Here is a 24,446-nt window from a genome sequence, read left to right on the forward strand (position 1 = left end):
AATAAAACTGATGAAAGGAGTCGATAAAAATGGAAAACCCAAATATGCAAGAACAAGTACTAGAAGTATTAGATAAATTACGTCCGTTCTTACTTCGTGATGGCGGTGACGTTGAATTAGTAGATATTGAAGAAGGTATCGTAAAACTACGCCTTATGGGTGCATGCGGAAGCTGCCCAAGTTCTACAATCACACTAAAAGCTGGTATCGAGCGCGCACTACTTGAAGAAGTACCAGGCGTTATTGAAGTAGAACAAGTATTTTAATTAAAAGCAGAAGCGGCTCGTTCAAAATGTGAGGGGGATGGAGCTTCTGACATAGAGGCGCTTTTTGCCTCGGCGGAAGAAGTGAAGCCACCGAACATTTTAGCCGCTGGAGCTAGATATCATTTAAAAGCAGGAGCGGATCTTTAGAACCCCTTCTCAAAAAGAGACCAATTTGGGTCTCTTTTTTCGCATGCACTTCTCCTCCAAATAGTAAATCCGCACCTCACCACTTTTAACATCATAAAACATAATTGGAAATCCTTCTCAAAAAATGCGATAATTATTTATATAGTAAATCGTTCACAGAAAGAAAAGTAAAACATAGGGGGACGACGCATGCCAAAAATTATAAACATCTCTTCTACACTTCAAGAATTAGAACAGAAAAAAGAATATTTATTAAGCCTTTCACCCGTTATACCGACATGGAATACGAGCTATCAATTTTTATTTAAAGAAATTCAGCAAGAATTATTAAATAAGGTAAATGAGAAAATTGAAAGACATCAATTCATTTTAAATATATGTACAGATCAAAAAGTAGGAGCATAATTTATTACATAAAATTGCGGTATAAAAAAGAGACCTCAATCGGTCTCTTTTTTATATTTTTAAGATAGCCAATCTAATTTCCTAATCCCTAACTTATCAACTGGTAAGCGAAAGGATTCATAAAAATGCTTCATAAATTGCTCAGAACGGTTCACATCGTGTAAAATGGCTTCTAAGCGATCTCTATATATGCTTTTTTGCTCTTCGTTTCCTGTTTGATAATATCGTTCGACTGTTTCAAAATAGTGAAGCGGGAACAGGAGCCTTGCGAATAATAAGCGCCAACCAAATGAGGATAGCGAATAATTACGTTCATAATCTGTAATGAGTTGAACTACCGTTTGCTCCCAGTCTTGCTTTTTTTCTATCATCATGTAGCGAATCCATTCTGCTATATCTCTACTTGGGTGATCATATACCCAATCAAAAGGAAGTTTTAAGCGCTTCGTTTGATGCCATAATAAAGGTGTAAATCGTTCTTGGCAAATGGTTGCTGCGTCGGTTATTTGTGGTGTATCATCCATTTCTGTATCGACAACATATTGAATCGCATTTTCTGCAACTCCTAAGTAATACGGGAAGGATTCAATAAACAATTGATCGAATACATCTGAAGGATGGTTCATCACTTGCGATTGCCAAAACTTTTCTAATTGATCGAGCCTTTTTTCCCATAACGCTTTCCATTCACCAATGCGGCTTAATTGCTCAACTTCTTCTGGAAAGAATGCACCACGTTTATGGAATATAGAAAGCTCGCTTCCTAATGATGTAGCATGTCGCTCTAACATACGCATACCTTTTAATAAGCAATAATTTTTTTCTTCTATCTCACTCACATAGTAGCCGTGTATAGTCGGAACGAAAGTCGCAACAGTTATATCCCCTTGCTGGTTCATATAATCACTGAGCTTTTTCATCTCTACAAGTACTTCTTCCTCCATTTCTCCAATTGGAACAAGTACATAAATTTTGTTGCGAATCCAAAAGCTTTTATAGGGGCCAAGGGGGATTAATTCTTTAACATGCATGTGATAATGCTCATAAATATGCTGAATCATCGCAGTCGCCACCTATGGTTTTTCTTTATATATATGAGCTTGTGCTCGCCTTTCATTCCTATGCACATGATAAAGCAACGAAACGTATACAAATACTAAAAAGAAAAAAAGGTGATAAACATGAAAGAATCAAATCAACTACAAGAAAGAGCGTTAAAACTATTACAAGAACGCGGTGTAACAATTGACGATATTGCTGAACTTGTTCATTTTCTTCAAAAAACATACCATCCAAAATTAGAGATGTCAGAATGTCGTTATAATGTTGAGCGTGTACTATCCAAACGCGAAGTACAAAACGCACTTATTACAGGCATTGAACTTGATGTCCTTGCTGAAAAAGGAATGTTAAGCGCGCCGTTACAAGATATCGTAAAACGCGATGAAGGCTTATACGGAATTGATGAAGTTATCGCACTTTCAATCGTTAACGTGTACGGTTCTATCGGTTTCACGAACTTTGGATATATCGATAAATTAAAACCGGGTATTTTAGAGTACTTAAATGATAAATCAACTGGAAAGGTGCACACATTCCTTGATGATATCGTTGGCGGAATCGCTGCCGCTGCTTCAAGTCGTTTAGCGCACCGAGCTGAGCATTCGGAATAAAGTGAAACTGTAATCAGTAGGGTTTTGTTCCTCCACTGATTATTAGCCCGCATCACTCCGGCATTAGCCGGATAATTACATTTTCTAGGCCGCCAGTTTCATACTGACGGTCTTTCATATTCCATAAGTATAAACTCTCTTCCTCGACTCAAAAAAATAGGCCCTGTTTGAAATCCAATTGTTTTATATAGCTTAATCGCTCTTTTATTAAATGTCGCCACACTCAGTCGAAACATTTTCGAATTGAATTCCTTAGTAGCAAAATCTATCCCTATTTGAAAAAACGTTTTCCCCATTCCTTTTCCTGTTAACTCCGGCTTCATTCCAATTCCGATATCTACTACACCTTCTCCTACGTATAAATTTACATCTCTTCCGCCTGGCACTTGCGCATTTTCTCCAAAGCAAAAATAGCCGATTAAGTCTCCCTTCTCATCACAACAACCGTAATATGTCCCATCTAATAATTCTTCTATTACTTCAGCATCTCCTGAAAAGCTATATAACGTATACGGTTCCTCGTATACCCAAGCATTTATTTCGTTTGCTTCTTCTCCTGTTAACTTATGTATATCCATTCATCTCACTCCTTATCAACTACTCTACTGATTTACATATATTTACTCATTCATTTTTCACAATTGATTCTCCTCTAATCGTAATATGCATAATTACATACGCACTTCCATTTGATAAGTGCTACAATTTATGTAAATCGCTGTTGCTACACTTCTTGATTAAAGAAAAGGCGTTAAACGGAAATTAGCGTCTTATCAAACTCAAGCAATTGACACATTATGTCATCGAAAAAGACACTCGAAAGAGTGTCTTTTTTTCTATATTTCACTATTTCTTTCTTAACAGGACTTGCTCATTCATTAAAATAAATGCATACAGTAATATGACTCTTTAAACAAATTAATCCCTCTATATAGGTTTTGAAGTCAGTTGTTACGATTCGGATAATAAAAAGCACTCCAGCCAGAGTGCTTTTTACTTTCAAACAAGGAGGTTACATATATGGACACTACACTTGTATTCAACTTTGGTATCGGTATTATCATCATTTTATTCGTCTTCTTTGTTCTTTGTATGAGTGGGATATAAAAGTTTTTTATGCTGATAATTCCTTTAAAGTATCACTCAATTTAAACCTTCTTAATTGTAATGAAGCAATAATTGCTGCTCCTGCTCCGAGTATAATACTAGCTAGAGCCAATATTAAAACTTGATTATACGGAATGATAATAACCGTTAGCTCTAGACTTGATAGCACAATATAACTAAACAAAATTCCACCTAAAACCCCGATACAACCAGCTATCGCTCCAAGCAGTGTACCTTCTAATAAAACAATCCGTCTCATTTGCTTTGGAATAGCCCCTACTGCACGAATCATACTAATTTCAGCACGTCTTTCATGTAAACTAGCAACAATCGCATTCATTAGCCCTATACCTGAAATAATAAAAATGATCGCAACTAATAAACGAATTAACATTACCATTTGCGATAATAACTGCTCCTGCTCTTTCAATAAATCATAACTATTAATAACCTCTACGTTATCTTTGTTATTTGTAATTTGTTTTAATTGCTTCTTAATCTTTTCAAATGATTGATTAGAATTTGTCATAATTTGAATCGCTTCATACCCTTGTACGTGAAACTTATCACGGGCCCATTGTTCATTTACAAAAATATCTGATCCTCTTAACCTTAACCCTTGCTCAATAATCGAAACGACTTTAATCGTTTGTTTGTCTTTTCCCTTCCCTTGTACTTCAATCGTATCATGCAACTGAAGACCTAAATTTTTAGCCGTTTCTTTCGTCACGACTCCTTCACCATCTTGTAATGGCGTATTTAAATTTTGTCCTGAAATCACTTTTGCCTTTGTTACTTTCTGATACTCTACAATATCATTACCTACAACTTCCATTGAATCATAATTAAGATTATTTTTTTTCACATGTTCATACCATTCTTGATTAGCTTTTTTAAAATCATAATTTACAAGTTTTGCTGTGAAGTCAGTAGCATTTCCTACACTCGCTTCTACACCGTCAACTTTTTTAACCTTCTCCATCCAACTAAACGGTAAAGTTTCAATTCCTTGCGATTCCATCGGTACACGTATTACTAAATCAGCTGGTAAATGCTTTTGTAACCCTTTCTTCGTGCCTTCATACATAGAGTTTACATACATCGTTCCAACAAGTGCTAACATAAAACCAAATGCTAGTATAGCAACTGAAACAGCTGCCTTATTACGATAACGAATTACATTTCGACTACTAATCGTCGTTTCAATTCGAAATATCATTTGCAAAGGCTTCGCAATAACTGGCGCTATCATACGAATAAATAATGGAATTGCAAATAACAAACCAATTGCAAATAAAAGTGCTCCTATCGCACTTGGATTAAAACCGATATACCGCTCTAATACGTTACCGGCTAACCCTATGACAGTACCAATTATCAAAATGCTACAACTAAAAGCACTCCATCTTTTCTCTTTCTGTCCATTACTAGGAAGGCCTGGTCGAAGTGCTTGAACTGGAGGAATCTTTCTGACCATAAAAGCTGGTATAATTGCTCCTATGACAGACATAATAACTCCCAATAAAAACGTAATGAGTAAAATCTCACCCGAAATAGAGAAAGATTCTTGCCCTGTGCTCTCGACATTCACCCACTTATTAATGAAAGATGCCGCAATTGTGTGCGTACTCACCCCAAGAATAATACCTACCAGAGATCCAATTGCTCCAATGCATAAAGCCTCTAATAAAACGACCAATATGATTTGATTTGGATTACTACCAAGCGCACGCAATAACGCCCACTGCTTAAATCGACTTCTTACAGATAAGAAAAAGCTTCCCATTATTAAAAGTGCTACAACAAATAAGGCAATACCACCTAAACTAAAAATCAATGGCTCCATCACATTTAGTCGTTCAAACGCCTTATCTACATATGTACGTTGATCTACCTTTATATTTTCAATCTTCTTATTTACCTCAAGAGCAATTGCTCTTTTTACATCTATATCCGCTGTTTTAACTTGAACGAGATTGAATTGATTTTGTAGATTTAATTCCTTTTGAAGCCAATGAATTGGAAAATAAGCACTATGTCCCATTGCCGACATTAACGGTGGATTCAAAATCCCAACAACTTTAACAGTCTTTTCTCCATTTGGCGGAAATGGAAGTTTAATCATATCTCCTACACGTATATTTTCACGGTCTGTATATCCTCTTGTCAGCGCTACTTCAGCACCTTCTTTCGGATATCGTCCTTCTGCTATTTTATAAGAATGCATATCTGGAGAATCTTGCTCAACACCCCAATAAGATGGTTTTCCCGATAACTCTTTATAATTGGCCAAAGGATACGGTATAAGTACTTTTGATATTTTTTCAGCATTCTCTAGGCCATCTATCCCTTTTAAACTTTCATTATTTAAATACATATCATTTTTTATATATCCAAATTGCAAATTATAATCTCCATAACGACTTACTACTTGTTCCTTCACACTTTGCTCGACCGATTGATTACCTAGTAATAACATAGTCGCTAACATAACCCCTAAAGCTGCACCAAGGGCAATCAACATATTTCGTAACCAATTTTGTTTCATCGATTTTACCGCATACTTAATTACCCATCGCATCACCTTTACCTCCTACTTTAAAGTGACGATTCATAATTTCTTGAATTTGAGTAACTTGCTGCTGAATATTACGGAATTTCCATCCTTTACTCTCTGCATGTTCATGAATTACCTCACCATCTAGTAAGAAAATAACTTTATCTGCATGGGCTGCTACGAATGGATCATGCGTTACAATGACAGCTGTTTGTCCTAACTCATCGCATGCGTTACGAAGGGCCGAAATTATATTTTTGCTATTTTCTGAATCTAATGCTCCTGTTGGTTCATCCGCTAATATAATAGCTGGCTCATTCGCAAAAGCCCTCGCGATTGCAACCCTTTGCTGTTGCCCACCTGATAACTGTGCTGGTAAATGCTTTTCTTTTCCCTTCAATCCAACAAGATCTAATAAGCGATTTGCTGTCACCGTCGCCTTCTTTTGTGAAACATTATCCAACAGTAACGGTAATCCTACATTTTCCTCCGCACTAAACACTGGGATTAAATTAAACTGTTGAAAAATAAAACCGATTTTATGCCTTCTAAATAAAGCGAGCGCTTTTTCTTTTAATGCTGAAATCTCCGTACCATCTACTCGTATACTACCTACTGTTGGAATATCTAATCCACCCAACAACTGAAGTAAGGTCGTTTTCCCCGACCCACTTGCCCCCATAATACAAACAAAATCTCCTTTTTGAATTTGAAGATTGATACCTTTTAATATCTTTACTCTACTATCGCCAATATCAAACGATTTTTCTAACCTTTCAATTTCAATAATATTCATCCAGTTATCCCCTTCTCTTTCTATTTACCAATCTATATATTCTATTAAGAATGCAAAATCCCTACTATTTTGTATTTTTTTGTCATATATCAACATTTATTTATCACGTCAGAAAAATTGACTCTTGCAAATGAAGTAATCATAATAGTTACACGAGTATGTTAAATATAACTATTCACATATCCACAAATAGGAGGAAGAAAAATGAAACATGTAATCGTTTATGCACATCCGAATCCAGAAAGCTTCAACCATGCTATTTTAGAAACTGTAAAGAGCGAATTAGAAAGTAAAGGCCATGAAGTATGTGTTCGTGATTTATACGAATTAAACTTCAATCCTGTATTAGGAGCTTCCGATTTCATCTCATTTTCTCAAGGAAACACACCAGAAGATATTAAAGAAGAGCAAGAGCATATCTCTTGGGCTGATAGCATTACATTTATTTATCCAGTTTGGTGGGCAGGACTTCCTGCTATTTTAAAAGGATACGTTGATCGTGTATTTAGCCACGGTTTCGCTTATGCTTACGGCGAAAGTGGCATTGAAAAATTATTAAGCGGTAAAAAAGGATTATTATTATCTACAATGGGAAATACGAAAGAAGCATACACAGCAGGCGGTATGTTTGACGCAATGAAGAAAACAACTGATGTTGGTATTTTTGAATTTACAGGAATTGAAACACTTGAGCATACATTCTATACAAGCGTTCCTTCTGTGGATGACAGTGTGCGTAAACAATATCTTGAAGAAGTTAAAGACGTAGTGAATCGTGCGTTTTAATAAAAAAACTCCGGTTATAACAACCGGAGTTTTTATTTCATCATCAATTTCGGAATATATCTTTGAAGAATACTTTCTAATTCATTCATATCTTCCTGTCTAATAAGTAAATTCACATTATCATTCATTTTTTCTTGCCCGCGATATAAAAATATATTTTCTTTTGGATTTTCCCATGTAGATGTTTTATACCCTTTTAATTCTTCATATGAATAAAAGTTTAATCCGTCTATTACACCTTTTTCATATATTTGTACATTTTTAATAAGATGGATGGCTAATAAAGTCATAAAACAACTCGCTACAGCATAACTACCTGACTGAACGAGAAACTGATCAGCTGTACCAATATCACCACTTACGTATTGAGCATACGTATACATACATTGTCCGATGAAATACGCTGGTCCAAGTGACGCAATCCAACGTCGTTTCACCCGAGGATATGTTGCAATAAGTTTTCCAGCACTTTTTTTCATACCATTTATTTTATATATCTTCCATAGAACAAAGAATAAAACACATAATGTAAAAATAAACATAATACATGACATCCAGTACACTCTTATTTCCCCCCTTTACATCATTACATATAAATCTTACATTTTATATCCCTATAGTACATATGCAATTGTGCATAAAAAAACAGGTAACCTCTTCCGGTTACCTGCATGTCATTACATCTTCTCAATCCACTCCGTCAAGTTATGCACAACTTGCGTCGGTTGTACTTCATATTCTGTTAACTTCTCCACAGTTGTTACTCCAGTGTGGACAATAAGGGTATGCATACCAGCATTTATCCCCGCTAAAATATCTGTATCGTAGTTATCCCCAACCATTAATGCTTCTTCTTTTCCTACACCAAGCACTTTTAACGCTTGTTCCATAATGATTGATTCTGGTTTTCCAATAAAGATTGGATCCACACCTGTTGATACTGCTACAACAGATGTTAATGAACCGTTACCTGGTAATAATCCGCGCTCAGTCGGAATAGCAATGTCCCCATTTGTTGAAATAAACGTTGCACCGTTACGCACTGCAAGGCATGCTTTCGCTAATTTTTCATATGTGATATCGCGATCTAATCCAACAACGACGAAATCAGGATTTTCATCCACAAGTTTAAATCCTTTTTCCACAAGTGCATCATGTAAGCCCTCTTCACCAATCATATATACAGTTGCATCTTGTTTGCGCTCATAAATAAAGTTCGCTGTAGCCATACTCGTTGTGAATACTTGCTCCGCTTTCGCTGGAATATCGAAACGAACAAGCTTTTCTGCAACTTGTTCTGGTTTGCGAGTTGAATTATTTGTAACAAATAAATACGGAATGCCGCGTTCTCCTAACGCTTTTACGAAGTCGCTCGCTTCTTCAATTTGTTCTTCCCCGCGATACATCGTACCGTCTAAGTCAATTAAATAGCCTTTATACATCTATTAAGTCTCTCCTTCTATGCTAGAGTTCTACATCTCTCATACCACTCTTATATTAACCCCTTTTTCAAAAGAAAAAAACGCTTTACCTTAAAGCGTCCCATAACGTTCATTTTTTCTCTTTTATTTGGTACGAGCAATTACAATCGCCTTCACACATATTTGCTAACGTTTTCACATTTGCACCTGCAAATAACCGCTTATACATATCTTTTTCATCTTCACACACTTGCGGGAATCTCTCTGCTATTTCCTTTAACGGACAGTTTTGCTTTTCAAGTATGAAAGAATGCTCCCCATCTCTCTTTATTTGAACCATATAACCGTTTCGCTCTTGTATAGCAGCTATTTCTTGTACTTTATACGCTAAATGACTTTGATTACTTATCTTCTTTTGCAACTGTTCTTCCATTCGTTTCCCTCTCGCTTGTAAAACGTATCGAAGTATTTTTTCATCGCCCATTCGAGCTAAATCTTCTAGCATATCAATAGCAAATTGCTTATACTCTTTCGGGAATGTATCTTCTCCCTTTTGACTTAATCCATACAAATATGTTGGTCGTCCAACATGCTGTCTTACCATCTTTGAATAGATTAGCTCATCTTTCTCCAGTTTACTTAAATGTCGACGGATCGCCATCTCAGTAATCTCTAAAGCTTCAGCTAAGTCTGCTACAGTATGCTCGCCCTTTACCTTCAATAATTGTATAATCTCTTCTTTCGTAGTACGTGCTTCTCCCATATTTCACCCTTCTCCCTTTTCCTTCTCATATACAATATAAGATCCCCAAAAGGTATTTTGGGGATCTTATAAGCACAATTATTCTGGTACAAATGCAGATACAGGTCCTAATTCCTTTTCTAAATAACTGCGAATATTCGCTGGGTATTTCTCTACCACTGCGATATGTTTTTGAATCGTCTTATATAATTCATCATGATTCATTTGAATATAATCTTGCATAAGCATTTTTCGAAGAAGAATAATCTCTTTAATGTCTTTTCCCTCTTCTCCACTTATGACTCTCTCGTCCATTAAAATATCAATAATATCTTCATAACTTCCTGGATCTCGCATAATAAATCCATCAATCATCGCATTTCCTACATCTAATATACAATCAATAATAAGATGCGACATGCGCTCTAATGCGTAAAATTCAAACTCGGTTTCATATGTCTTCTTCTCTTGAAATGTATTTGTTGCCTGTTCTAAACATACTAGCATTTGTTCAATTTTCTTTCTGTCTACAAAGTACATGAATGTCACCTACCTGGAAATTAAAGCATTTACATTTCAATTGTAACGCTTTCTTCTGAAAAAATCGACAATTTTTCGAATTCACCTTTTCCTCGTTATTTGTTATAGTTATATTTGTATGATTTTTGAAATTGGAGGAATGCAACCTTGGAACGTGAACTCGCACTAGAAATTGTCCGTGTAACAGAAGCAGCAGCCTTAGCATCCGCACAGTGGATGGGCCGCGGAAAGAAAAACGAAGCAGATGATGCAGCAACTACAGCTATGCGTGATATGTTCGATTCAGTAAACATGGCAGGTACAGTTGTAATCGGTGAAGGAGAACTTGATGAAGCACCGATGTTGTATATTGGTGAAGAACTAGGAACAGGTAACGGTCCAGAAGTAGATATCGCCGTTGATCCATTAGAAGGTACAAACATCGTTGCAAAAGGTCTTGCAAATGCAATGGCAGTTATCGCAATCGCAGATAAAGGAAACCTTCTTCATGCTCCTGATATGTACATGGAAAAAATCGCGGTTGGTCCAAAAGCAGCTGGTAAAATTAGCTTAGATGATCCAATTGAAAAAACAATTGAAATTGTAGCAGAAGCAAACAATAAAAAAATTCGTGACCTAACGGTTATCGTCCAAGAACGTGAACGTCATCAAGATATTATTGACCGTGTTCGTGCAAAAGGTGCACGCGTAAAACTATTTGGTGATGGAGATGTTGGTGCATCAATCGCAACAGCTTTACCTGGAACAGGTATCGACTTATTCGTAGGTGTTGGCGGCGCTCCAGAAGGCGTTATATCTGCAGCTGCATTAAAATGCCTTGAAGGCGAAATGCAAGCTCGCTTAGTTCCAATGAACGAAGAAGAAGAAGCTCGTTGCCGTGAAATGGGCTTAGAAGATCCTCGTCAACTTCTTATGTTAGATGACTTAGTATCTGGTGATGACGCAATCTTCTCAGCAACAGGTGTATCTGCTGGTGAATTATTAGACGGCGTGAAATTCCTAGGTGGAGATTTAGCTGAAACATATTCTATCGTTATGCGTTACAAAACAAGAACCGTACGATTCATTAAAACACATCACCATTTAGACCATAAGCCTCACTTAAACTTAGATATTTAAAAAGGAGCCATGTGTATGGAAGAACGTTTCTTTCTGTACGACGATACAGTCGCTACAAAAACTCGTTTCGTTAGCTTTATGGGGGAAAATGAGCGTCATGATTTAGCGCTTTTATACTCCGATCGTCATTACGGTAAAACGATTGTCCTTGATATGCAGCGCAATAAATTTGCTATCATCGGTCCTGACGATTTAAACGAACCAGGCTACTTAGAGCACGCATTTTCTATGTCTGAAGAAATTGCAGAAGAATTACGCTCATTTTTATTTGAACTTATATAATTTATCTTATACACCAGCTAGTTTAGCTGGTGTTTTTTTATGTTTTGAATTTTGAATTTTCAATCTTACATGTTATACTTATGAGCAAATCTATTTGGATAGAAAGGACGTTATCTACGTATGCCAACATTTACTTTGTAATGGACCAGCAATTGGATAGCATTACTCTCAAAAAAGCACCGTGCTTTTTCAAGGGAGTAGTCTGCCCATTCCCATTACAAAGGAACGTGACGCATCTGTAGTATGACGTTTACGGAGGTTCCTCTTGGGGGAATCTCCTTTTATTTTTGTCTACTTCTTATGTCTTCATACTACAAGACATCCAAATAGCTGTATTACGTTCCTTTGCCACTAATATAACTAATATAAGAGGTGAAGGAAAATGCAGAAAGTACAACTTTCTTGGAGTTTATATGAAAACGAGCAAAGCATAATCGAAAAGTATTGTAAAAATTGCGGATGTACTACCCTTTTTACCGATACGAATATTCGCAGACATAATGCAAACGGAAAGAATATATATCGGTTTGCAATTTATAAGTGTCCGAAAAATCATACGTGGAATCAAAAACTTCATATTTATAAATCATTTACTGATCATGTCGAAACAGTCGATATGAATGAGCAAGAACAACATGAAACAAACAACAATATTTCCATTACACACTACAAAGAAAATGGTATAGCCGAAATAACAATCGTAATAGACATTCTTTTCGGTTCCCACCGAATTGATAAAGTGTTATCCACATATATTTCAGATTGGAGCCGTACTATCATTGTGGATAAAATTAAACGTGGTCATATTCAATTAAATGGCCAACAAATGAAGCCAAAGAAAGCCCTTTCTGAAGGTGATTATATTTCAATTTGCTTGTAAGGAGGACTCTCTTGTTAAAGGTGAGAAAAGGTACGATTGCTTTACAGGTAATCCCGTTTCATTAAGCCTATACGAAAAAAACAATTATATTTGCCGCGGTGCTGTTTATTTCGCAAGTAAACAGCCTCCTCATAATTGGTACAACTGCTATGAAAAAAATCCTCTTACAATCGTAAGAGGATTTTTTTATTTCTTCACTTTTCGTAATACAAAATGTGCACAACCGAAGTTACAGTACTCATATAAATACTCTGATAAAGTACTAATTTTCGTATCATATGTCGAACGTTGATTACTATCATCAAAGAATCCACGCAATCTAAGTTGCTCATAACCCCAATCTCCAACGATATAATCATATTTATTTAAAATTTCTGCATAACGCTCTTTAAATGCTTCTTCACTAAAACCGTCACGAAAGTTTTTAATTACTTCGTACTGAACATTATTAACGCTCACCGTAGCATGAATCTCTTGCTTTTGCTCCATCATTAACTTCCTCTCTAAGCATTCTTCTTTTTATCGTATCACAAAGCATAACAACCAACAATTTCAAATACAAAAAATTGAAAATTAGTGCATGCTATGGAGAAGGAGGTGATACATCGTGAAAAAGCAAATTATACTCTCTCTTCTCACTCTTTCCTTATTTGCAGGCTGCCAAACAACTAATAAAGCCGAAATGGAGCGTGAAGAAGGAAGTCGTGTTCTCGTTTCCAACAAAAACGACATGTATCATACTGAAAACACAAATACAAAATTAACGAGAGTCGGTTATTCTTCTAAACAAAAACATGAAGTATCTAACAAACAAGTAGGAGCAATTAACCGCGAGAAAGTCGCTGAAATGATTACAAGCATGACAGTCAAACTTCCTGACGTCACCAATGCGGCTACACTCGTTACCGATGATGAAGTGTTTGTTGTATACCGCGCAAACACAACTGACCCAGCACTCGTAACAGATCAAGTATATAAAACAGCTTTGTCCATCGTCCCTCGCTATTATAAAGCATATGTATCAACAAACCAAAAGTTGATTTCTCAAATTCAAGGCCTTCAATCAGGTAGCTTAAACGATAAAGAATATGAACAAAGTCTTGATATGCTAAAACGGGAAATGAGCAAAAATCCTCATTTGAACAATACGGGGGATCAAACTTTGAATAATATGATTAAAAAATAAAAAAGGTGGAGAAAGCCTCCACCTTTTTTGAATTCATTGAACAAATAACTATTTAAATGAAATTATATTAACGATTATTTCATTTTTTATTACGATCCGCATAAACTTCCATCGCATCACACATAAACTGTGCTAAACCTTCACCAAACTTATCAATATTTTTTGTAAAGCGCTCATCAGCGACATACATTTGACCTAATCCTTTAAAGGCTTCTAATGAATATTCACCGAAGTTTTGCAAGTAATTGTACCATACTCCAATTGCGTCTTGGGCCTCTCTAGAATCAGGTGCGCCGTGTCTAAGCGCCGCTAGCTCTCTATAAATATTATTAAACTCTTCCTGTTTCTCTTTAGACATACCTTTTGCAGTCTCATTCGCTTTATCCACAGCTGTATCTCCCCATCGTTCACGTGCTTCTTCCTCATATGGGTTATGACTAAAATCAAATCCTTCAAATTTCTCTTTATTCGTCATCTCAATCTCTCCTTTTGTATGCTTAATTGTTTTATCAATCGTCGCAATCACCTTATCCAATCTAGCTCGCTTTTCAAGAAGCATTTTCTTATGAAGCTGTAATGCCTCTTCACGGTCGAATGAAGGACTCATGATAATTTCCTTAATCTTCTTCAAAGGGAAGCCAAGCTCTTTAAAAAATAAAATTTGCTGCAACGTTTCTAAATTTTCATCGGAATACAGACGATATCCAGACTCTGTTGTCTCATCTGGGGTTAACAACCCAATTTCATCGTAATGATGCAGTGTGCGCACACTAATTCCAACTAAATCAGCTACTTCTTTTACCCTCATTGTCATGCGTATCTCCCCCTTAATACATACGATATAGTATGACGCAACGTTAGAGTCAATAAAAACTTCATTATTCTTTTGAAAGATTCATCTCTCCACATTCTCCTACATTTCATGCATAATATATATGTACATACATTAGAAAGCGGTGAAAGTATGGTTTCAAATACTGTAATTGCCAGTATCATCATTCAGCTCGTTCTCTCGATTTTGATCCCAATTATTGTACTCGTTTATTTCCGCAAGAAATATAATATTAATTGGAAAATAGTTGGCGTTGGTGTCCTTATCTTTATCGGATTTACCCAAATTCTTGAAACACCATTCCACCTATTTATGCGAGGAAATCCAGCAACAGCTGCGGTTTTAGAAAACCCATTTATCTTTGCGATTTACGGTGGGTTAACTGCTGGTATTTTTGAAGAATTAGGGCGCTTTGTTGCCTTTTACTACTTACTGAAAAAATATCGAGAGTATAAAGACGGTCTTGCATACGGAATTGGTCACGGTGGTATTGAATCAATTTTAGTCGGTGGCTTTTCTGCCCTACAAACATTAATCTTTGCTACTTCCATTAACAACGGAAGTTTCGCTCAAATGGTTGAAAAAATGCCTGAGCTCAGCCGTTTACAGGACATATTAATTCAGCAACCTGCCTACTTATACTTATTCGGTAGCTTAGAAAGAATTATGGCACTCGTTCTGCAAATTGCTTTCACAATGCTTGTCGTATACGCGGTAAAACAAAAGAAATACATTTTCCTCGTATACGCTATACTATTCCACGCACTTGTGGACTTTTTCGCAGCACTTTACCAAACAAAAATAATTAACATCTTTGTCGCAGAAGGAGCTACTCTTCTCTTCGCAATTGGCGCTTTCGTTCTTATTCGCAAAATGAAAGAGAAGTTAGTGAGTGCTTCAGAGTAAAAATAAACCACCAAAATTGGTGGTTTATTTTTTATGTGGATTATCGCAATGGTGATAACTTTTTCCGCCTAGAAGCTCCTTCTTTGTTTCTGCATCTATAACGATATACTTATAAAACTCCTCTACTTCATCTTGAGAAAAGGAAGCAAAAAAGTACACTTGGCGATCAGGATGAACAAACGAATCTCGAATCACCACTCTACTGCGACAGCCGACATCTGTTTTTTTTCGGAAGGTAAATTCTGCATCTTGTACTTCTTTAAATAAGATTTTTTTACGAACACTATATGTTGCATTTTTGTATTCCTTATAGATTTTCTTATCTAACTGGTCATAAAACAAATCTTTACTCACAAATGATCTATTTTGATTGCTCGGGTATTCTAAGTTTTGATTTGATTGTGCATATGTTGTGGACAGTTTCGTGAGAAAACAAGCAATGAATGCAATAATTATTATTTTTTTCATGCTAGCACCCCAAATTTTCATTATCCACATTACTTTTCCACATGCCCCGGTCCCTATTCTCTTCTCTGTACACAAAAAAGGAATTTTTTCCACATTTGTCGAAGTATATATCGTCAACTTGAAAGATGGGGATGAAATATGAAGAAAATTATTGTAATGCGACATTGTTCAGCAACTGGACAAGAGCGTAATGCCGAATTAACAAATGAAGGAAGAGACCAATCAAACACCCTTGCTAAATTCCTCATAGAAAATCATCTACAAATAGATTACATTATTTCAAGCCCTTTTGTCCGCGCTATCGATTCTATTCGGCCATATGCACTCCAAGCTAATTTACCCGTTCAAAAAGATGAACGGTTAGCAGAGCGTATATTAAGTACTGTCTCAATGGATGATTGGCTTCAAAAACTAGAATACACTTTTACCGATATAGATATTGCCTTTTCGGGCGGAGAGTCAACAAAACAAGCGATGGATCGTGCTATCTCACTTATCCAAGAAGTTTTAAAACTAGAGCATGACACAATATTACTCGTTACACACGGCAACTTACTCACACTAATTTTAAAGCACTTTGATCATACTATTGGCTTTGGTGAATGGAAAGCTTTAACGAATCCTGATATTTACGAAATTACAATCGATGAACAATCTATCATAAAGCGATTATGGAACGAATCATCCAAGTAATATCCCTTTCCAAAACATTCAGTTGACGCCGCGAGAAGAGACTGTACTAACAATAGAGAGGGGTATCATTTCCTATGTACGAAGACGTACTTTCTTTACTACATAAAACAAATGCTTCTTATGAAAAATTTGAACACGAGCCAGTACTCGATTATGAGACAGATCGTATCGTGCGCGAAAGACTTGGTTTACAAGGTACTCCAAGTAAAAGTTTATTTTTAAAATCAAAATCTGGAGATTACTTCGTATTTTTTACGTTAGAGGGAACTCGGCTTAACAGAGGAGAGATGAAAGAAATAACAGGAGAGAGCTTATCTCTCTGTTCTCCTGATGAGCTAAGAGAAGAGACTGGTTGCACTCCAGGATGTGTAGCTCCTTTCGGTTATTCACAAGATGTAACGATTATTGTGGACAGTTTAATTTATACTTACAATAAAATTTTAATCACACCTGGTGTACCTGAATTTACAATTGAATTATCCACAGAGGAATTAAAAAAGATTTTATCAACATGTCAAAATAGAGTTTTAGATTATAAGAAAAAAGAGAGCTAATAATAGCTCTCTTTTTTCATTATTTCGCTTCTGCTGTTTTTTCTTTTGCAGAACGTACTTGCTCGTCCGCATGATAAGAAGAACGTACAAGTGGACCAGCTTCACAGTGGCTAAATCCTTTGCTAAGCGCAATTTCTTTAAGCTCTGCAAATTCTGCTGGTGGGTAATATTTAATAACTGGTAAATGCTTCTTAGATGGTTGTAGGTATTGTCCAAGAGTTAAAATATCCACATTGTTTGCACGTAAGTCATCCATTGCTTCAATTAAATCTTCTCTTGTTTCACCTAAGCCCACCATAATGCTCGATTTAGTTGGAATATCAGGCTGCATTTCTTTTGCTCGACGTAAAAACTCTAATGAACGGTCATATTTTGCTCTAGCGCGAACTCGGTCAGATAATCGACGTACTGTTTCAATGTTATGGTTCAAAATATCTGGTTTTGCATCCATTAACATTTTTAAGTTTTCTTCTACCCCACCCATATCAGATGGTAATACTTCGATAGACGTGAATGGATTTTTACGACGTACAGCGCGTACTGTTTCAGCGAAAACAGCTGCTCCACCATCTTTTAAATCATCACGTGCAACCGCTGTTATAACAACGTGCTTTAAGCCCATTTGTACTACAGAATCTGCTACGCGTTCTGGTTCTTGTAAATCAAGCTCAGTTGGCAAGCCTGTTTTAACCGCACAAAAACGACAAGCACGTGTACAAACCGCACCTAAAATCATAAATGTTGCTGTTTTCCTTACAGCCCAGCATTCATGAATATTCGGACATTTCGCCTCTTCACAAACCGTATGAAGATTCTTAGAACGCATCATTTTCTTTAAGCCTGTATAGTTTTCATTCGTGTTTAACTTAATTTTCAACCATTCGGGCTTGCGCTTATATTCTGTTTGTTTTGTCATGGTTATCAACTCCGCACAATATGAAATAGTTTACCGTGTTCGCTTCTTTCAATGTAACATATCTATTCTAACGTATGAAAGCGATTTGCTCAAATGAAGATTCTAAGATTTTTTCCAATCGTTCCCTATAATGAAATACTCCGTATATCCCACACTAAAAAGAGTGATGTTGTGAAAGGAGTCTATTTCATGCTTCGAAAAATTTCTCTTTTGCTTTCAATTTGCTTTCTTCTCCACCAAAACATCGCTTACGGTGAAGATAATCAGCAAAGCATATATGAAAAGCGCATGGCACTATATAAAGAAACCGAGCAATCTTCAGGCATTCCGTGGTATTACTTAGCTGCAATGGATCAATACGAAAGAAATATACGGAGCGTAAGAAAGGATATTCCGAAAAAACCAGATGCCATCATTTCCCTTTATTTCAAACCTGAACTATGGGCTGGACCTGTTAATAGTAACGATACTCTCCCCCATGCGATTTCTCTATTTGGTGGAATAGGTTTAGATGGTGACAAAGATGGGTTTGCAAATGCAAATAACGACCGTGATCTTCTGCATACGGCAGCAACTATTTTAAAGAAACAAGGAACGTCAGAAGACCGTATTAAAATTATGCTTTGGGAATATTATAGACGTGCAAAAACCGTTGAATTAATTACAGAATACGCCCGCATTTATAGACACTATGGACGTATTAACTTAGAAGGAAATGCTTTCCCTCTCCCTATTCGCAGTGACCATAGCTACCGTAGTACTTTTGGTGCTGGAAGAAGCTTTGGCGGAAGGCGGATTCATGAAGGAACCGATATTTTTGCTAGATACGGCGTACCAGTAAGATCAACTTGCTATGGCATTATTGAAACAAAAGGATGGAATCGTCTTGGTGGATGGCGCATTGGTATTCGTGACCTTCATAATAATTACCATTATTACGCTCATTTAGGCGGATTCTCAAAAGAAATACAGCTCGGACAAATTATCGAACCAGGAAAAGTAATCGGATTTGTTGGTAGCACCGGCTACGGTCCTCCTGGTACAGCTGGAAAGTTCCCACCACACTTACATTTCGGAATGTATAAGGACAACGGCTATACAGAGTGGGCTTTCGATCCATACATGCATTTGAGCCTTTGGGAACGAAAAGAACGTGCGAATACAAAACGATAACCGTAGCGCATTGCTACGGTTATTTTTTATATTCATTAAAGATATACTAACTATCCGTTTTCTTTTTATCTGGTACAACAACTCCGCCACTTCCATAATAAGTAGGCACCTCACCTTGAACGATGCGCGTTGCAATCGGAATGTTTTGCTTCACCGTAATTTCTTTCGTGTGTAACGGAATCATAACTTGCAACGTCACTTCCACTTCCATAATAATTTTGATCGCTGTATTATTAATTCCTTGCGGCTCAACTAGCTGTTTAATATCCGTATTCACATGACCAATTGGCGTAAATTTAATCGGAATATCTGGTCCTATATTACCAAGAAGCGCATTATCGGTTATACGACCAAAAGGAACTGACATAGATATCCCATTCTCTTCAGAGATACCAAGTGCTTTCATATCCCCTTTTTCTACTTGTTGTAAATATTTCTCTATGTATGCAGTAGTCGATGTTAATATTTCATTTACTTGTTTTGTATTTAAATCAATGGTAGATACTTTTCCGTTCTTATCATTTTGTACTTTCATTAACGTATCCACATCAAATCCTTCATTAATTCGGTCTTTTACCGCCTTCGTCATGACTGCTGTTGCCATTTTATGTGTCTCTGTTTCTCCATACTTAATTAATGTTGGCTGGATACTTTTATTCACAATCCATAATCCTTGTACGACCATTACTATAAAAATAATAAACGAAATAAGCAGTATATACCGAAAGGAAATCGGCTCCCTTCGAAACCGCGAATTGTTCGAACGAAATTTACGCATAAGAAAACCCTCCTTCTTATACTATCTCTATGCAAGAAAGAGGGACGATATATGCTTATCTCATTTTTAATAGTGCATCTTTTCCGATCGTTCCTACTGGAATACCTAAAGCTTCTGCTCCAGTCGTTACTGATTCCAGCGGTGCTTCAAGAAGTTGTTCGATCGTTCTTACACCGACTGCACGGCCAGCGATAATTCCTCGATCTCCTAACTTCTCATTTAAAAGGCCTACATCTAAAGCACCGCACATAATATATCCTTTATCGCTCATTACAGCTAGCAAATTTGTCTTTGGAAGCTTTACGCTAACAGCAATGAACGTATAGTTATCAATTATAATTGGCTCTACATTAACCATAGTTCACACTCCTCTCTTTCTTATCTGTATGACAAGAGAAAAATGAGTGTTACAAGTTAACTAGCCTATAGTTTGACTGAAGATGTATAAGTTATCAACATATTTGTTAACACATCTCTAAGTAATTCTGGCATATAATATTGTTTGTCAGAAAGTGTGGATAGCTCTGGGTATAAGTATCCGAATGTAAACATATCAATCGTTCCTACCGTATATATACGTTCTAATTCCAGCGACTCATCGTTAATCAATACATCTTCTAGTAAAATTTTATTCCCTGAAATTGTATCTGGAATCACTTCTAAACCATCGTAAATCATTTTCCCCATTACTTTTCCTCGGAATCCGAATCCTTTCACTTCAAGGTTCTCCATATTCGGCCTACGAGCTTTCAAAATAACTTCTCTTAACGTTTTCCCCGGTACTTTTAATAGACATGGATTAATTGGATGTGGACAAATTCGATGAATGTCCCCGCGCGTCACAACACCTTCATTTAATCCCTCAAGTAGTACACCAGCGTTCACCATTCCAATATCCGCATCACACCACTCTTTAAGCGCACTTGCCAACATATGAGAAAATGTCGTCTCTTTAAACCAATCAACCGGTAATGATTCTTTTAAATGAACGACAGGCTCAGCCATTATATGTTTGCTTTCTTCCTGCAGCATTTCAATTGTGGATAACGGCTCGCTATAAGCACCTAACCGTTCTGTCTTAATCGCTCTACCGTCTTTTTTTAGGAGCACCTTCGTCTCTTTATCCACAGTAAGCTGAACGTGACCGACGTAATGTCCCCATTTTTCACAACAGCAAAGCAAAGTATCGTTTACAAGAACACCACGCTCAAATAAATGGTGCGTATGTGCACCTAAAATAACATCTATATCATAATGCTCCGCCATATACTCATCCATACTTTTTCCAAGATGAGAAAGCACAACAGTAATATGAGCCGTATCCTTAACTTCTTCTAAAATAGATTCTAAATGGATGATTGGATCTTCAATATGCCAGTCTAACATATGATAAAACTCTGGATAAGCTACCGTTAATCCGATAAAGGCAATCGTAACTCCATCTGTCGTTGTATGTAATTTATAAGGCTTTGCCCAGGCCGGACGTACTCCCTCTTTTTCAAATAGATTCGCTACAAGCACCTCAAACCCAGCATCATCATATAGACGATTCAAATGCTCTTTCGCCAATGTAATTCCTTCATTATTTCCAATCGTTACATAATCATATAACGCCTCATTTAATAACTTCGTATTCCCGAGCCCATTTGTCGCTTCCGAAATACTATGAAAACGATCCACATGATCGCCAATATCCACAGTTAAAACAGTCTCTCCTGCTTCCTGTCTGCGCTTTTTCTCCCCTAGTACAAACCGAGAAATTTGCGGCCAATTTTCAAAATGACTATGTATATCGTTTGTATGATATAGGTGGATGATTGTTTCTTTATTTATATTCAGAGAAAAAACCTCCTCTCAGTTCCTTACTGCCATTTACGCTACACGCGCGCAATAATCCTGTAAATACTTTTCGTCTTTTCTTGCTATTTTACATTGTACTCGCATTATAAGAAAAAGCAAAAGATTCCCCTTTCAACATGAAAAATTTTACATTATTATCTACATAAGGAGGTGTTCTCTATTAATCGATATAGCTTTCTCTCACTATGGTCCTCATTAGCAGGAGGCCTTTTATTTATCGCTTCAGTACTTTTCTTACCTAATCTATTTCTATTTATTAGCGTCCCACTCATTATTCTCGGCCTCATATTCAGCATGATTGCAATATCTAAAAACGAAACGAGCAAGTTGAGATTTGTCGGTATCTTTGTCTTACTTATATTAGTTATTTTTATCTTAATATGCGTTCCTTTTATATTTGTAATGTTTGGGTTTTAAAGCCGTCTTTTGATGGCTTTTTTTGCGGGTTGAGTGGTATATGCGTACGTTCACCATGTCTCAATTTGTGGATAAAGTGAAACTTTAATCAGTCGGGATTTTGTTCATCCCCCACTGATTATTAGCCCGCACCAATCGGGCTTTTACGGGCAGTTGATCTCCCACCTAACTCCTTTGCTTTACAGCCGAATTTTGAGGTGGGAGTCTTACTTGCGGGATAAATCGATATATCCTTGTCGAAACGTCGATATATTGTAATAATCGCTGATATATTCGGAGTTGTGGTCGATATATTTGAAAAATCGTTGATATAATTGACTGCATACTAAGTGGAGTATCCCTCACCCAGCTCCACACAATACAAAAAAGCGCCCTGCTATGCAGGGCGCTTCCTCAATATATTATCCAGTTTCAGCGGCTAGAATGTTCAGTGGCTTCGCTTCCTCACATTCTGGACGAGCCGCTTCCACTTTTAAATATTGTCCAGCTTTGCCTCCTAGACCCTCATGTCTAAGAACCTTCCGCATTTCTATTTAACCAATAGAACCTTCCATCTCAAACTTGATTAGGCGGTTCATTTCAACTGCGTATTCCATTGGAAGTTCGCGAGTGAATGGCTCGATGAAGCCCATTACGATCATTTCTGTAGCTTCTTGCTCAGAAATACCACGGCTCATTAGGTAGAATAATTGTTCTTCTGATACTTTAGATACTTTCGCTTCGTGCTCAAGTGAAACGTAATCGTTTTTGATTTCGTTGTAAGGAATTGTATCAGATGTAGATTGGTTATCCATGATTAACGTGTCACACTCGATGTTAGAGCGAGAGTTTTTCGCTTTTGGTCCGAAGTGTACGATACCACGGTAAGTTACTTTACCACCATGCTTCGCAATCGATTTAGAAACGATTGTTGAAGATGTGTTTGGTGCTAAGTGAATCATTTTTGCACCAGCATCTTGGTGTTGGCCTTTACCAGCAATCGCGATAGATAATGTTAAACCACGAGCGCCTTCGCCTTTTAAGATAACTGCTGGGTATTTCATCGTTAATTTAGATCCGATGTTACCGTCAATCCATTCCATCGTTGCGTTTTCTTCACAAACCGCACGTTTTGTAACTAGGTTGTATACGTTGTTCGCCCAGTTTTGGATTGTTGTATAACGGCAATATGCATCTTTCTTAATGATGATTTCTACTACCGCACTATGAAGTGAGTTAGTCGTGTAAACAGGTGCTGTACAACCTTCTACGTAGTGTACGTGTGCGCCTTCGTCTACGATGATAAGCGTACGCTCGAATTGTCCCATATTTTCAGAGTTAATACGGAAATACGCTTGAAGTGGTGTATCAACTTTAACACCTTTTGGAACGTAGATGAATGATCCACCAGACCAAACTGCAGAGTTTAATGCAGAGAATTTGTTGTCCGTTGGTGGGATTACTTTTCCGAAATGCTCACGGAAAATATCTTCGTTCTCTTTTAATGCGCTATCTGTATCTTTAAATACGATTCCTAGAGCTTCTAGGTCTTCTTTCATGTTGTGGTATACAACTTCAGATTCGTACTGTGCAGATACACCAGCTAAATATTTTTGCTCAGCTTCTGGAATACCTAATTTATCAAATGTCGCTTTAATTTCATCAGGTACTTCATCCCAAGACTTCTCAGATTTCTCAGATGGTTTTACGTAGTACGTAATTTCATCGAAATCTAAGTCGTTTAAGTCGCCGCCCCATTGTGGCATTGGCATTTCATAGAACTTATCCAGTGATTTTAAACGGAAGTCTAACATCCACTGTGGTTCTTCTTTCATACGTGAAATCTCTTCAACGATCTCTTTTGTTAAACCGCGTCCAGCACGGAAAATCGAAACGTCTTTGTCTTTGAAACCATATTTATAATCGCCGATATCTGGCAGTTGCTTCGCCATGTTGGTGTGTC

At 36.9% G+C, this 24,446-nt stretch carries 29 protein-coding genes and 1 pseudogene; 13 read left to right on the forward strand and 17 right to left on the reverse strand.

Translation table 11 applies throughout. From position 1 onward, the window contains the following. The first annotated feature begins 29 nt into the window (after positions 1-29). Both U860_RS0117535 and U860_RS0117540 read left to right on the forward strand, forming a co-directional pair. Positions 30-266 (forward strand): NifU family protein, encoded by a 237-nt coding sequence (locus U860_RS0117535; RefSeq protein ID WP_000431179.1) that lies wholly within the window; start codon positions 30-32, stop codon positions 264-266. A 336-nt stretch (positions 267-602) separates the two neighbouring features. Beyond that, positions 603-818, forward strand: a complete 216-nt coding sequence (locus tag U860_RS0117540; protein ID WP_025149580.1) for a hypothetical protein — start codon at positions 603-605, stop codon at positions 816-818. A 59-nt stretch (positions 819-877) separates the two neighbouring features. On the opposite strand, the gene yutH is transcribed toward U860_RS0117540, so the two are convergent. Then, on the reverse strand, positions 878-1,879 hold the full coding sequence (gene yutH, locus U860_RS0117545) for a spore coat putative kinase YutH (protein ID WP_025149581.1): 1,002 nt from the start codon (positions 1,877-1,879) through the stop codon (positions 878-880). 120 nt (positions 1,880-1,999) lie between these two features. Here yutH and U860_RS0117550 point away from each other — a divergent pair, with 120 nt between their 5' ends. Beyond that, the gene (locus U860_RS0117550; protein ID WP_025149582.1) at positions 2,000-2,491 is read left to right on the forward strand and encodes a phosphatidylglycerophosphatase A; all 492 of its coding nucleotides are present in this window, start codon (positions 2,000-2,002) and stop codon (positions 2,489-2,491) included. A 98-nt stretch (positions 2,492-2,589) separates the two neighbouring features. Here the strand turns inward: U860_RS0117550 and U860_RS0117555 are convergent, their stop codons facing one another. The 3 genes from U860_RS0117555 to U860_RS0117570 form a co-directional block, all read right to left on the reverse strand. Beyond that, a complete protein-coding gene (locus U860_RS0117555) occupies positions 2,590-3,069 on the reverse strand; it encodes a GNAT family N-acetyltransferase (protein ID WP_025149583.1) in 480 nt (159 codons plus the stop codon). A gap of 536 nt (positions 3,070-3,605) precedes the next feature. Beyond that, positions 3,606-6,179, reverse strand: a complete 2,574-nt coding sequence (locus tag U860_RS0117565) for an FtsX-like permease family protein (protein ID WP_025149584.1) — start codon at positions 6,177-6,179, stop codon at positions 3,606-3,608. Further along, entirely contained in the window at positions 6,163-6,951 is a 789-nt protein-coding gene (locus U860_RS0117570; RefSeq protein WP_025149585.1) for an ABC transporter ATP-binding protein, read from the reverse strand. The genes U860_RS0117565 and U860_RS0117570 overlap by 17 nt, the downstream gene beginning before the upstream one ends. 204 nt (positions 6,952-7,155) lie before the next feature. On the opposite strand from U860_RS0117570, the gene U860_RS0117575 reads away from it, so the two are divergent. Continuing rightward, positions 7,156-7,737 carry an NAD(P)H-dependent oxidoreductase gene (locus U860_RS0117575; RefSeq protein ID WP_025149586.1) on the forward strand — a complete coding sequence of 194 codons (582 nt, stop codon included), beginning with the start codon at positions 7,156-7,158 and terminating at the stop codon, positions 7,735-7,737. A gap of 32 nt (positions 7,738-7,769) precedes the next feature. Here U860_RS0117575 and U860_RS0117580 read toward each other — a convergent pair whose 3' ends face one another. The 4 genes from U860_RS0117580 to U860_RS0117595 all read right to left on the reverse strand — a co-directional run bounded on the left by U860_RS0117580 (position 7,770) and on the right by U860_RS0117595 (position 10,440). Continuing rightward, positions 7,770-8,300 carry a hypothetical protein gene (locus tag U860_RS0117580; protein ID WP_025149587.1) on the reverse strand — a complete coding sequence of 177 codons (531 nt, stop codon included), beginning with the start codon at positions 8,298-8,300 and terminating at the stop codon, positions 7,770-7,772. A 114-nt stretch (positions 8,301-8,414) separates the two neighbouring features. Beyond that, positions 8,415-9,179 carry a TIGR01457 family HAD-type hydrolase gene (locus U860_RS0117585; protein WP_002174045.1) on the reverse strand — a complete coding sequence of 255 codons (765 nt, stop codon included), beginning with the start codon at positions 9,177-9,179 and terminating at the stop codon, positions 8,415-8,417. A gap of 109 nt (positions 9,180-9,288) precedes the next feature. Further along, positions 9,289-9,921 carry an ArsR family transcriptional regulator gene (locus U860_RS0117590; RefSeq protein ID WP_025149588.1) on the reverse strand — a complete coding sequence of 211 codons (633 nt, stop codon included), beginning with the start codon at positions 9,919-9,921 and terminating at the stop codon, positions 9,289-9,291. 78 nt (positions 9,922-9,999) lie between these two features. Continuing rightward, a complete protein-coding gene (locus tag U860_RS0117595) occupies positions 10,000-10,440 on the reverse strand; it encodes a DUF86 domain-containing protein (RefSeq protein ID WP_025149589.1) in 441 nt (146 codons plus the stop codon). Between the two features lie 147 nt (positions 10,441-10,587). Between U860_RS0117595 and glpX the strand changes: the two genes are divergently transcribed. The 4 genes and pseudogenes from glpX to U860_RS33630 all read left to right on the forward strand — a co-directional run. Continuing rightward, a complete protein-coding gene (gene glpX, locus U860_RS0117600; protein WP_000439096.1) occupies positions 10,588-11,559 on the forward strand; it encodes a class II fructose-bisphosphatase in 972 nt (323 codons plus the stop codon). Positions 11,560-11,574: 15 nt separating this feature from the next. Then, positions 11,575-11,841, forward strand: coding sequence for a DUF3055 domain-containing protein (locus U860_RS0117605; RefSeq protein ID WP_000392608.1), 267 nt, complete (start codon positions 11,575-11,577; stop codon positions 11,839-11,841). Between the two features lie 382 nt (positions 11,842-12,223). Then, on the forward strand, positions 12,224-12,721 hold the full coding sequence (locus U860_RS0117610) for a hypothetical protein (protein ID WP_025149590.1): 498 nt from the start codon (positions 12,224-12,226) through the stop codon (positions 12,719-12,721). A gap of 28 nt (positions 12,722-12,749) precedes the next feature. After that, positions 12,750-12,878: pseudogene (locus U860_RS33630) on the forward strand (GNAT family N-acetyltransferase); the annotation flags it as partial. Positions 12,879-12,907: 29 nt separating this feature from the next. Here U860_RS33630 and U860_RS0117615 read toward each other — a convergent pair. Next, positions 12,908-13,210, reverse strand: coding sequence for a YutD family protein (locus U860_RS0117615; protein ID WP_002174050.1), 303 nt, complete (start codon positions 13,208-13,210; stop codon positions 12,908-12,910). A gap of 118 nt (positions 13,211-13,328) precedes the next feature. Here U860_RS0117615 and U860_RS0117620 point away from each other — a divergent pair, with 118 nt between their 5' ends. Continuing rightward, the gene (locus U860_RS0117620; protein WP_025149591.1) at positions 13,329-13,907 is read left to right on the forward strand and encodes a YhcN/YlaJ family sporulation lipoprotein; all 579 of its coding nucleotides are present in this window, start codon (positions 13,329-13,331) and stop codon (positions 13,905-13,907) included. A gap of 79 nt (positions 13,908-13,986) precedes the next feature. Here U860_RS0117620 and U860_RS0117625 read toward each other — a convergent pair whose 3' ends face one another. Then, on the reverse strand, positions 13,987-14,721 hold the full coding sequence (locus U860_RS0117625) for a MerR family transcriptional regulator (RefSeq protein WP_002174052.1): 735 nt from the start codon (positions 14,719-14,721) through the stop codon (positions 13,987-13,989). Positions 14,722-14,829: 108 nt separating this feature from the next. On the opposite strand from U860_RS0117625, the gene U860_RS0117630 reads away from it, so the two are divergent. Then, on the forward strand, positions 14,830-15,645 hold the full coding sequence (locus U860_RS0117630; protein ID WP_025149592.1) for a YhfC family intramembrane metalloprotease: 816 nt from the start codon (positions 14,830-14,832) through the stop codon (positions 15,643-15,645). Positions 15,646-15,669: 24 nt separating this feature from the next. On the opposite strand, the gene U860_RS0117635 is transcribed toward U860_RS0117630, so the two are convergent. Beyond that, entirely contained in the window at positions 15,670-16,113 is a 444-nt protein-coding gene (locus U860_RS0117635) for a hypothetical protein (protein WP_025149593.1), read from the reverse strand. Positions 16,114-16,251: 138 nt separating this feature from the next. Between U860_RS0117635 and U860_RS0117640 the strand changes: the two genes are divergently transcribed. Together U860_RS0117640 and U860_RS0117645 are read left to right on the forward strand one after the other, a co-directional pair. Then, positions 16,252-16,806, forward strand: coding sequence for a histidine phosphatase family protein (locus U860_RS0117640; RefSeq protein ID WP_025149594.1), 555 nt, complete (start codon positions 16,252-16,254; stop codon positions 16,804-16,806). A gap of 74 nt (positions 16,807-16,880) precedes the next feature. Next, positions 16,881-17,360 carry a YbaK/EbsC family protein gene (locus U860_RS0117645; protein ID WP_025149595.1) on the forward strand — a complete coding sequence of 160 codons (480 nt, stop codon included), beginning with the start codon at positions 16,881-16,883 and terminating at the stop codon, positions 17,358-17,360. Positions 17,361-17,379: 19 nt separating this feature from the next. Here U860_RS0117645 and lipA read toward each other — a convergent pair whose 3' ends face one another. Beyond that, complete coding sequence (gene lipA, locus U860_RS0117650) at positions 17,380-18,276, reverse strand: lipoyl synthase (RefSeq protein WP_025149596.1); 897 nt, start codon at positions 18,274-18,276, stop codon at positions 17,380-17,382. A gap of 189 nt (positions 18,277-18,465) precedes the next feature. Between lipA and U860_RS0117655 the strand changes: the two genes are divergently transcribed. Then, complete coding sequence (locus U860_RS0117655; RefSeq protein WP_025149597.1) at positions 18,466-19,449, forward strand: M23 family metallopeptidase; 984 nt, start codon at positions 18,466-18,468, stop codon at positions 19,447-19,449. Between the two features lie 46 nt (positions 19,450-19,495). Here U860_RS0117655 and yunB read toward each other — a convergent pair whose 3' ends face one another. The 5 genes from yunB to sufB all read right to left on the reverse strand — a co-directional run bounded on the left by yunB (position 19,496) and on the right by sufB (position 24,435). Then, positions 19,496-20,227: a sporulation protein YunB gene (gene yunB / locus U860_RS0117660; protein WP_025149598.1), complete on the reverse strand. Its 732-nt coding sequence runs from the start codon at positions 20,225-20,227 to the stop codon at positions 19,496-19,498. A 55-nt stretch (positions 20,228-20,282) separates the two neighbouring features. Then, positions 20,283-20,585: a DUF1805 domain-containing protein gene (locus tag U860_RS0117665; protein WP_002015926.1), complete on the reverse strand. Its 303-nt coding sequence runs from the start codon at positions 20,583-20,585 to the stop codon at positions 20,283-20,285. A 65-nt stretch (positions 20,586-20,650) separates the two neighbouring features. Beyond that, a complete protein-coding gene (locus tag U860_RS0117670) occupies positions 20,651-22,066 on the reverse strand; it encodes a bifunctional UDP-sugar hydrolase/5'-nucleotidase (RefSeq protein ID WP_345840342.1) in 1,416 nt (471 codons plus the stop codon). 839 nt (positions 22,067-22,905) lie between these two features. Beyond that, positions 22,906-23,031 (reverse strand): hypothetical protein, encoded by a 126-nt coding sequence (locus U860_RS36860; RefSeq protein WP_275887057.1) that lies wholly within the window; start codon positions 23,029-23,031, stop codon positions 22,906-22,908. A 6-nt stretch (positions 23,032-23,037) separates the two neighbouring features. Then, positions 23,038-24,435 (reverse strand): Fe-S cluster assembly protein SufB, encoded by a 1,398-nt coding sequence (gene sufB / locus U860_RS0117680; RefSeq protein ID WP_001118827.1) that lies wholly within the window; start codon positions 24,433-24,435, stop codon positions 23,038-23,040. Positions 24,436-24,446 lie beyond the last annotated feature (11 nt).

The sequence above is a fragment of the Bacillus sp. H1a genome (genome assembly GCF_000633475.1).
GTDB lineage: Bacteria > Bacillota > Bacilli > Bacillales > Bacillaceae_G > Bacillus_A > Bacillus_A paramycoides.

What these genes read in the sequence shown, in the direction of transcription:
- U860_RS0117535 (WP_000431179.1), top strand. Translation starts at nt 30, where the DNA reads ATGGAAAACCCAAATATGCAAGAACAAGTACTAGAAGTATTAGATAAA.
- U860_RS0117540 (WP_025149580.1), top strand. Translation starts at nt 603, where the DNA reads ATGCCAAAAATTATAAACATCTCTTCTACACTTCAAGAATTAGAACAG.
- yutH (WP_025149581.1), bottom strand. Translation starts at nt 1,879, where the DNA reads ATGATTCAGCATATTTATGAGCATTATCACATGCATGTTAAAGAATTA.
- U860_RS0117550 (WP_025149582.1), top strand. Translation starts at nt 2,000, where the DNA reads ATGAAAGAATCAAATCAACTACAAGAAAGAGCGTTAAAACTATTACAA.
- U860_RS0117555 (WP_025149583.1), bottom strand. Translation starts at nt 3,069, where the DNA reads ATGGATATACATAAGTTAACAGGAGAAGAAGCAAACGAAATAAATGCT.
- U860_RS0117565 (WP_025149584.1), bottom strand. Translation starts at nt 6,179, where the DNA reads ATGCGATGGGTAATTAAGTATGCGGTAAAATCGATGAAACAAAATTGG.
- U860_RS0117570 (WP_025149585.1), bottom strand. Translation starts at nt 6,951, where the DNA reads ATGAATATTATTGAAATTGAAAGGTTAGAAAAATCGTTTGATATTGGC.
- U860_RS0117575 (WP_025149586.1), top strand. Translation starts at nt 7,156, where the DNA reads ATGAAACATGTAATCGTTTATGCACATCCGAATCCAGAAAGCTTCAAC.
- U860_RS0117585 (WP_002174045.1), bottom strand. Translation starts at nt 9,179, where the DNA reads ATGTATAAAGGCTATTTAATTGACTTAGACGGTACGATGTATCGCGGG.
- U860_RS0117590 (WP_025149588.1), bottom strand. Translation starts at nt 9,921, where the DNA reads ATGGGAGAAGCACGTACTACGAAAGAAGAGATTATACAATTATTGAAG.
- U860_RS0117595 (WP_025149589.1), bottom strand. Translation starts at nt 10,440, where the DNA reads ATGTACTTTGTAGACAGAAAGAAAATTGAACAAATGCTAGTATGTTTA.
- U860_RS0117605 (WP_000392608.1), top strand. Translation starts at nt 11,575, where the DNA reads ATGGAAGAACGTTTCTTTCTGTACGACGATACAGTCGCTACAAAAACT.
- U860_RS0117610 (WP_025149590.1), top strand. Translation starts at nt 12,224, where the DNA reads ATGCAGAAAGTACAACTTTCTTGGAGTTTATATGAAAACGAGCAAAGC.
- U860_RS0117615 (WP_002174050.1), bottom strand. Translation starts at nt 13,210, where the DNA reads ATGGAGCAAAAGCAAGAGATTCATGCTACGGTGAGCGTTAATAATGTT.
- U860_RS0117625 (WP_002174052.1), bottom strand. Translation starts at nt 14,721, where the DNA reads ATGACAATGAGGGTAAAAGAAGTAGCTGATTTAGTTGGAATTAGTGTG.
- U860_RS0117630 (WP_025149592.1), top strand. Translation starts at nt 14,830, where the DNA reads ATGCATAATATATATGTACATACATTAGAAAGCGGTGAAAGTATGGTT.
- U860_RS0117635 (WP_025149593.1), bottom strand. Translation starts at nt 16,113, where the DNA reads ATGAAAAAAATAATAATTATTGCATTCATTGCTTGTTTTCTCACGAAA.
- U860_RS0117640 (WP_025149594.1), top strand. Translation starts at nt 16,252, where the DNA reads ATGAAGAAAATTATTGTAATGCGACATTGTTCAGCAACTGGACAAGAG.
- U860_RS0117645 (WP_025149595.1), top strand. Translation starts at nt 16,881, where the DNA reads ATGTACGAAGACGTACTTTCTTTACTACATAAAACAAATGCTTCTTAT.
- lipA (WP_025149596.1), bottom strand. Translation starts at nt 18,276, where the DNA reads ATGACAAAACAAACAGAATATAAGCGCAAGCCCGAATGGTTGAAAATT.
- U860_RS0117655 (WP_025149597.1), top strand. Translation starts at nt 18,466, where the DNA reads ATGCTTCGAAAAATTTCTCTTTTGCTTTCAATTTGCTTTCTTCTCCAC.
- yunB (WP_025149598.1), bottom strand. Translation starts at nt 20,227, where the DNA reads ATGCGTAAATTTCGTTCGAACAATTCGCGGTTTCGAAGGGAGCCGATT.
- U860_RS0117665 (WP_002015926.1), bottom strand. Translation starts at nt 20,585, where the DNA reads ATGGTTAATGTAGAGCCAATTATAATTGATAACTATACGTTCATTGCT.
- U860_RS36860 (WP_275887057.1), bottom strand. Translation starts at nt 23,031, where the DNA reads ATGCGGAAGGTTCTTAGACATGAGGGTCTAGGAGGCAAAGCTGGACAA.
- sufB (WP_001118827.1), bottom strand. Translation starts at nt 24,435, where the DNA reads ATGGCGAAGCAACTGCCAGATATCGGCGATTATAAATATGGTTTCAAA.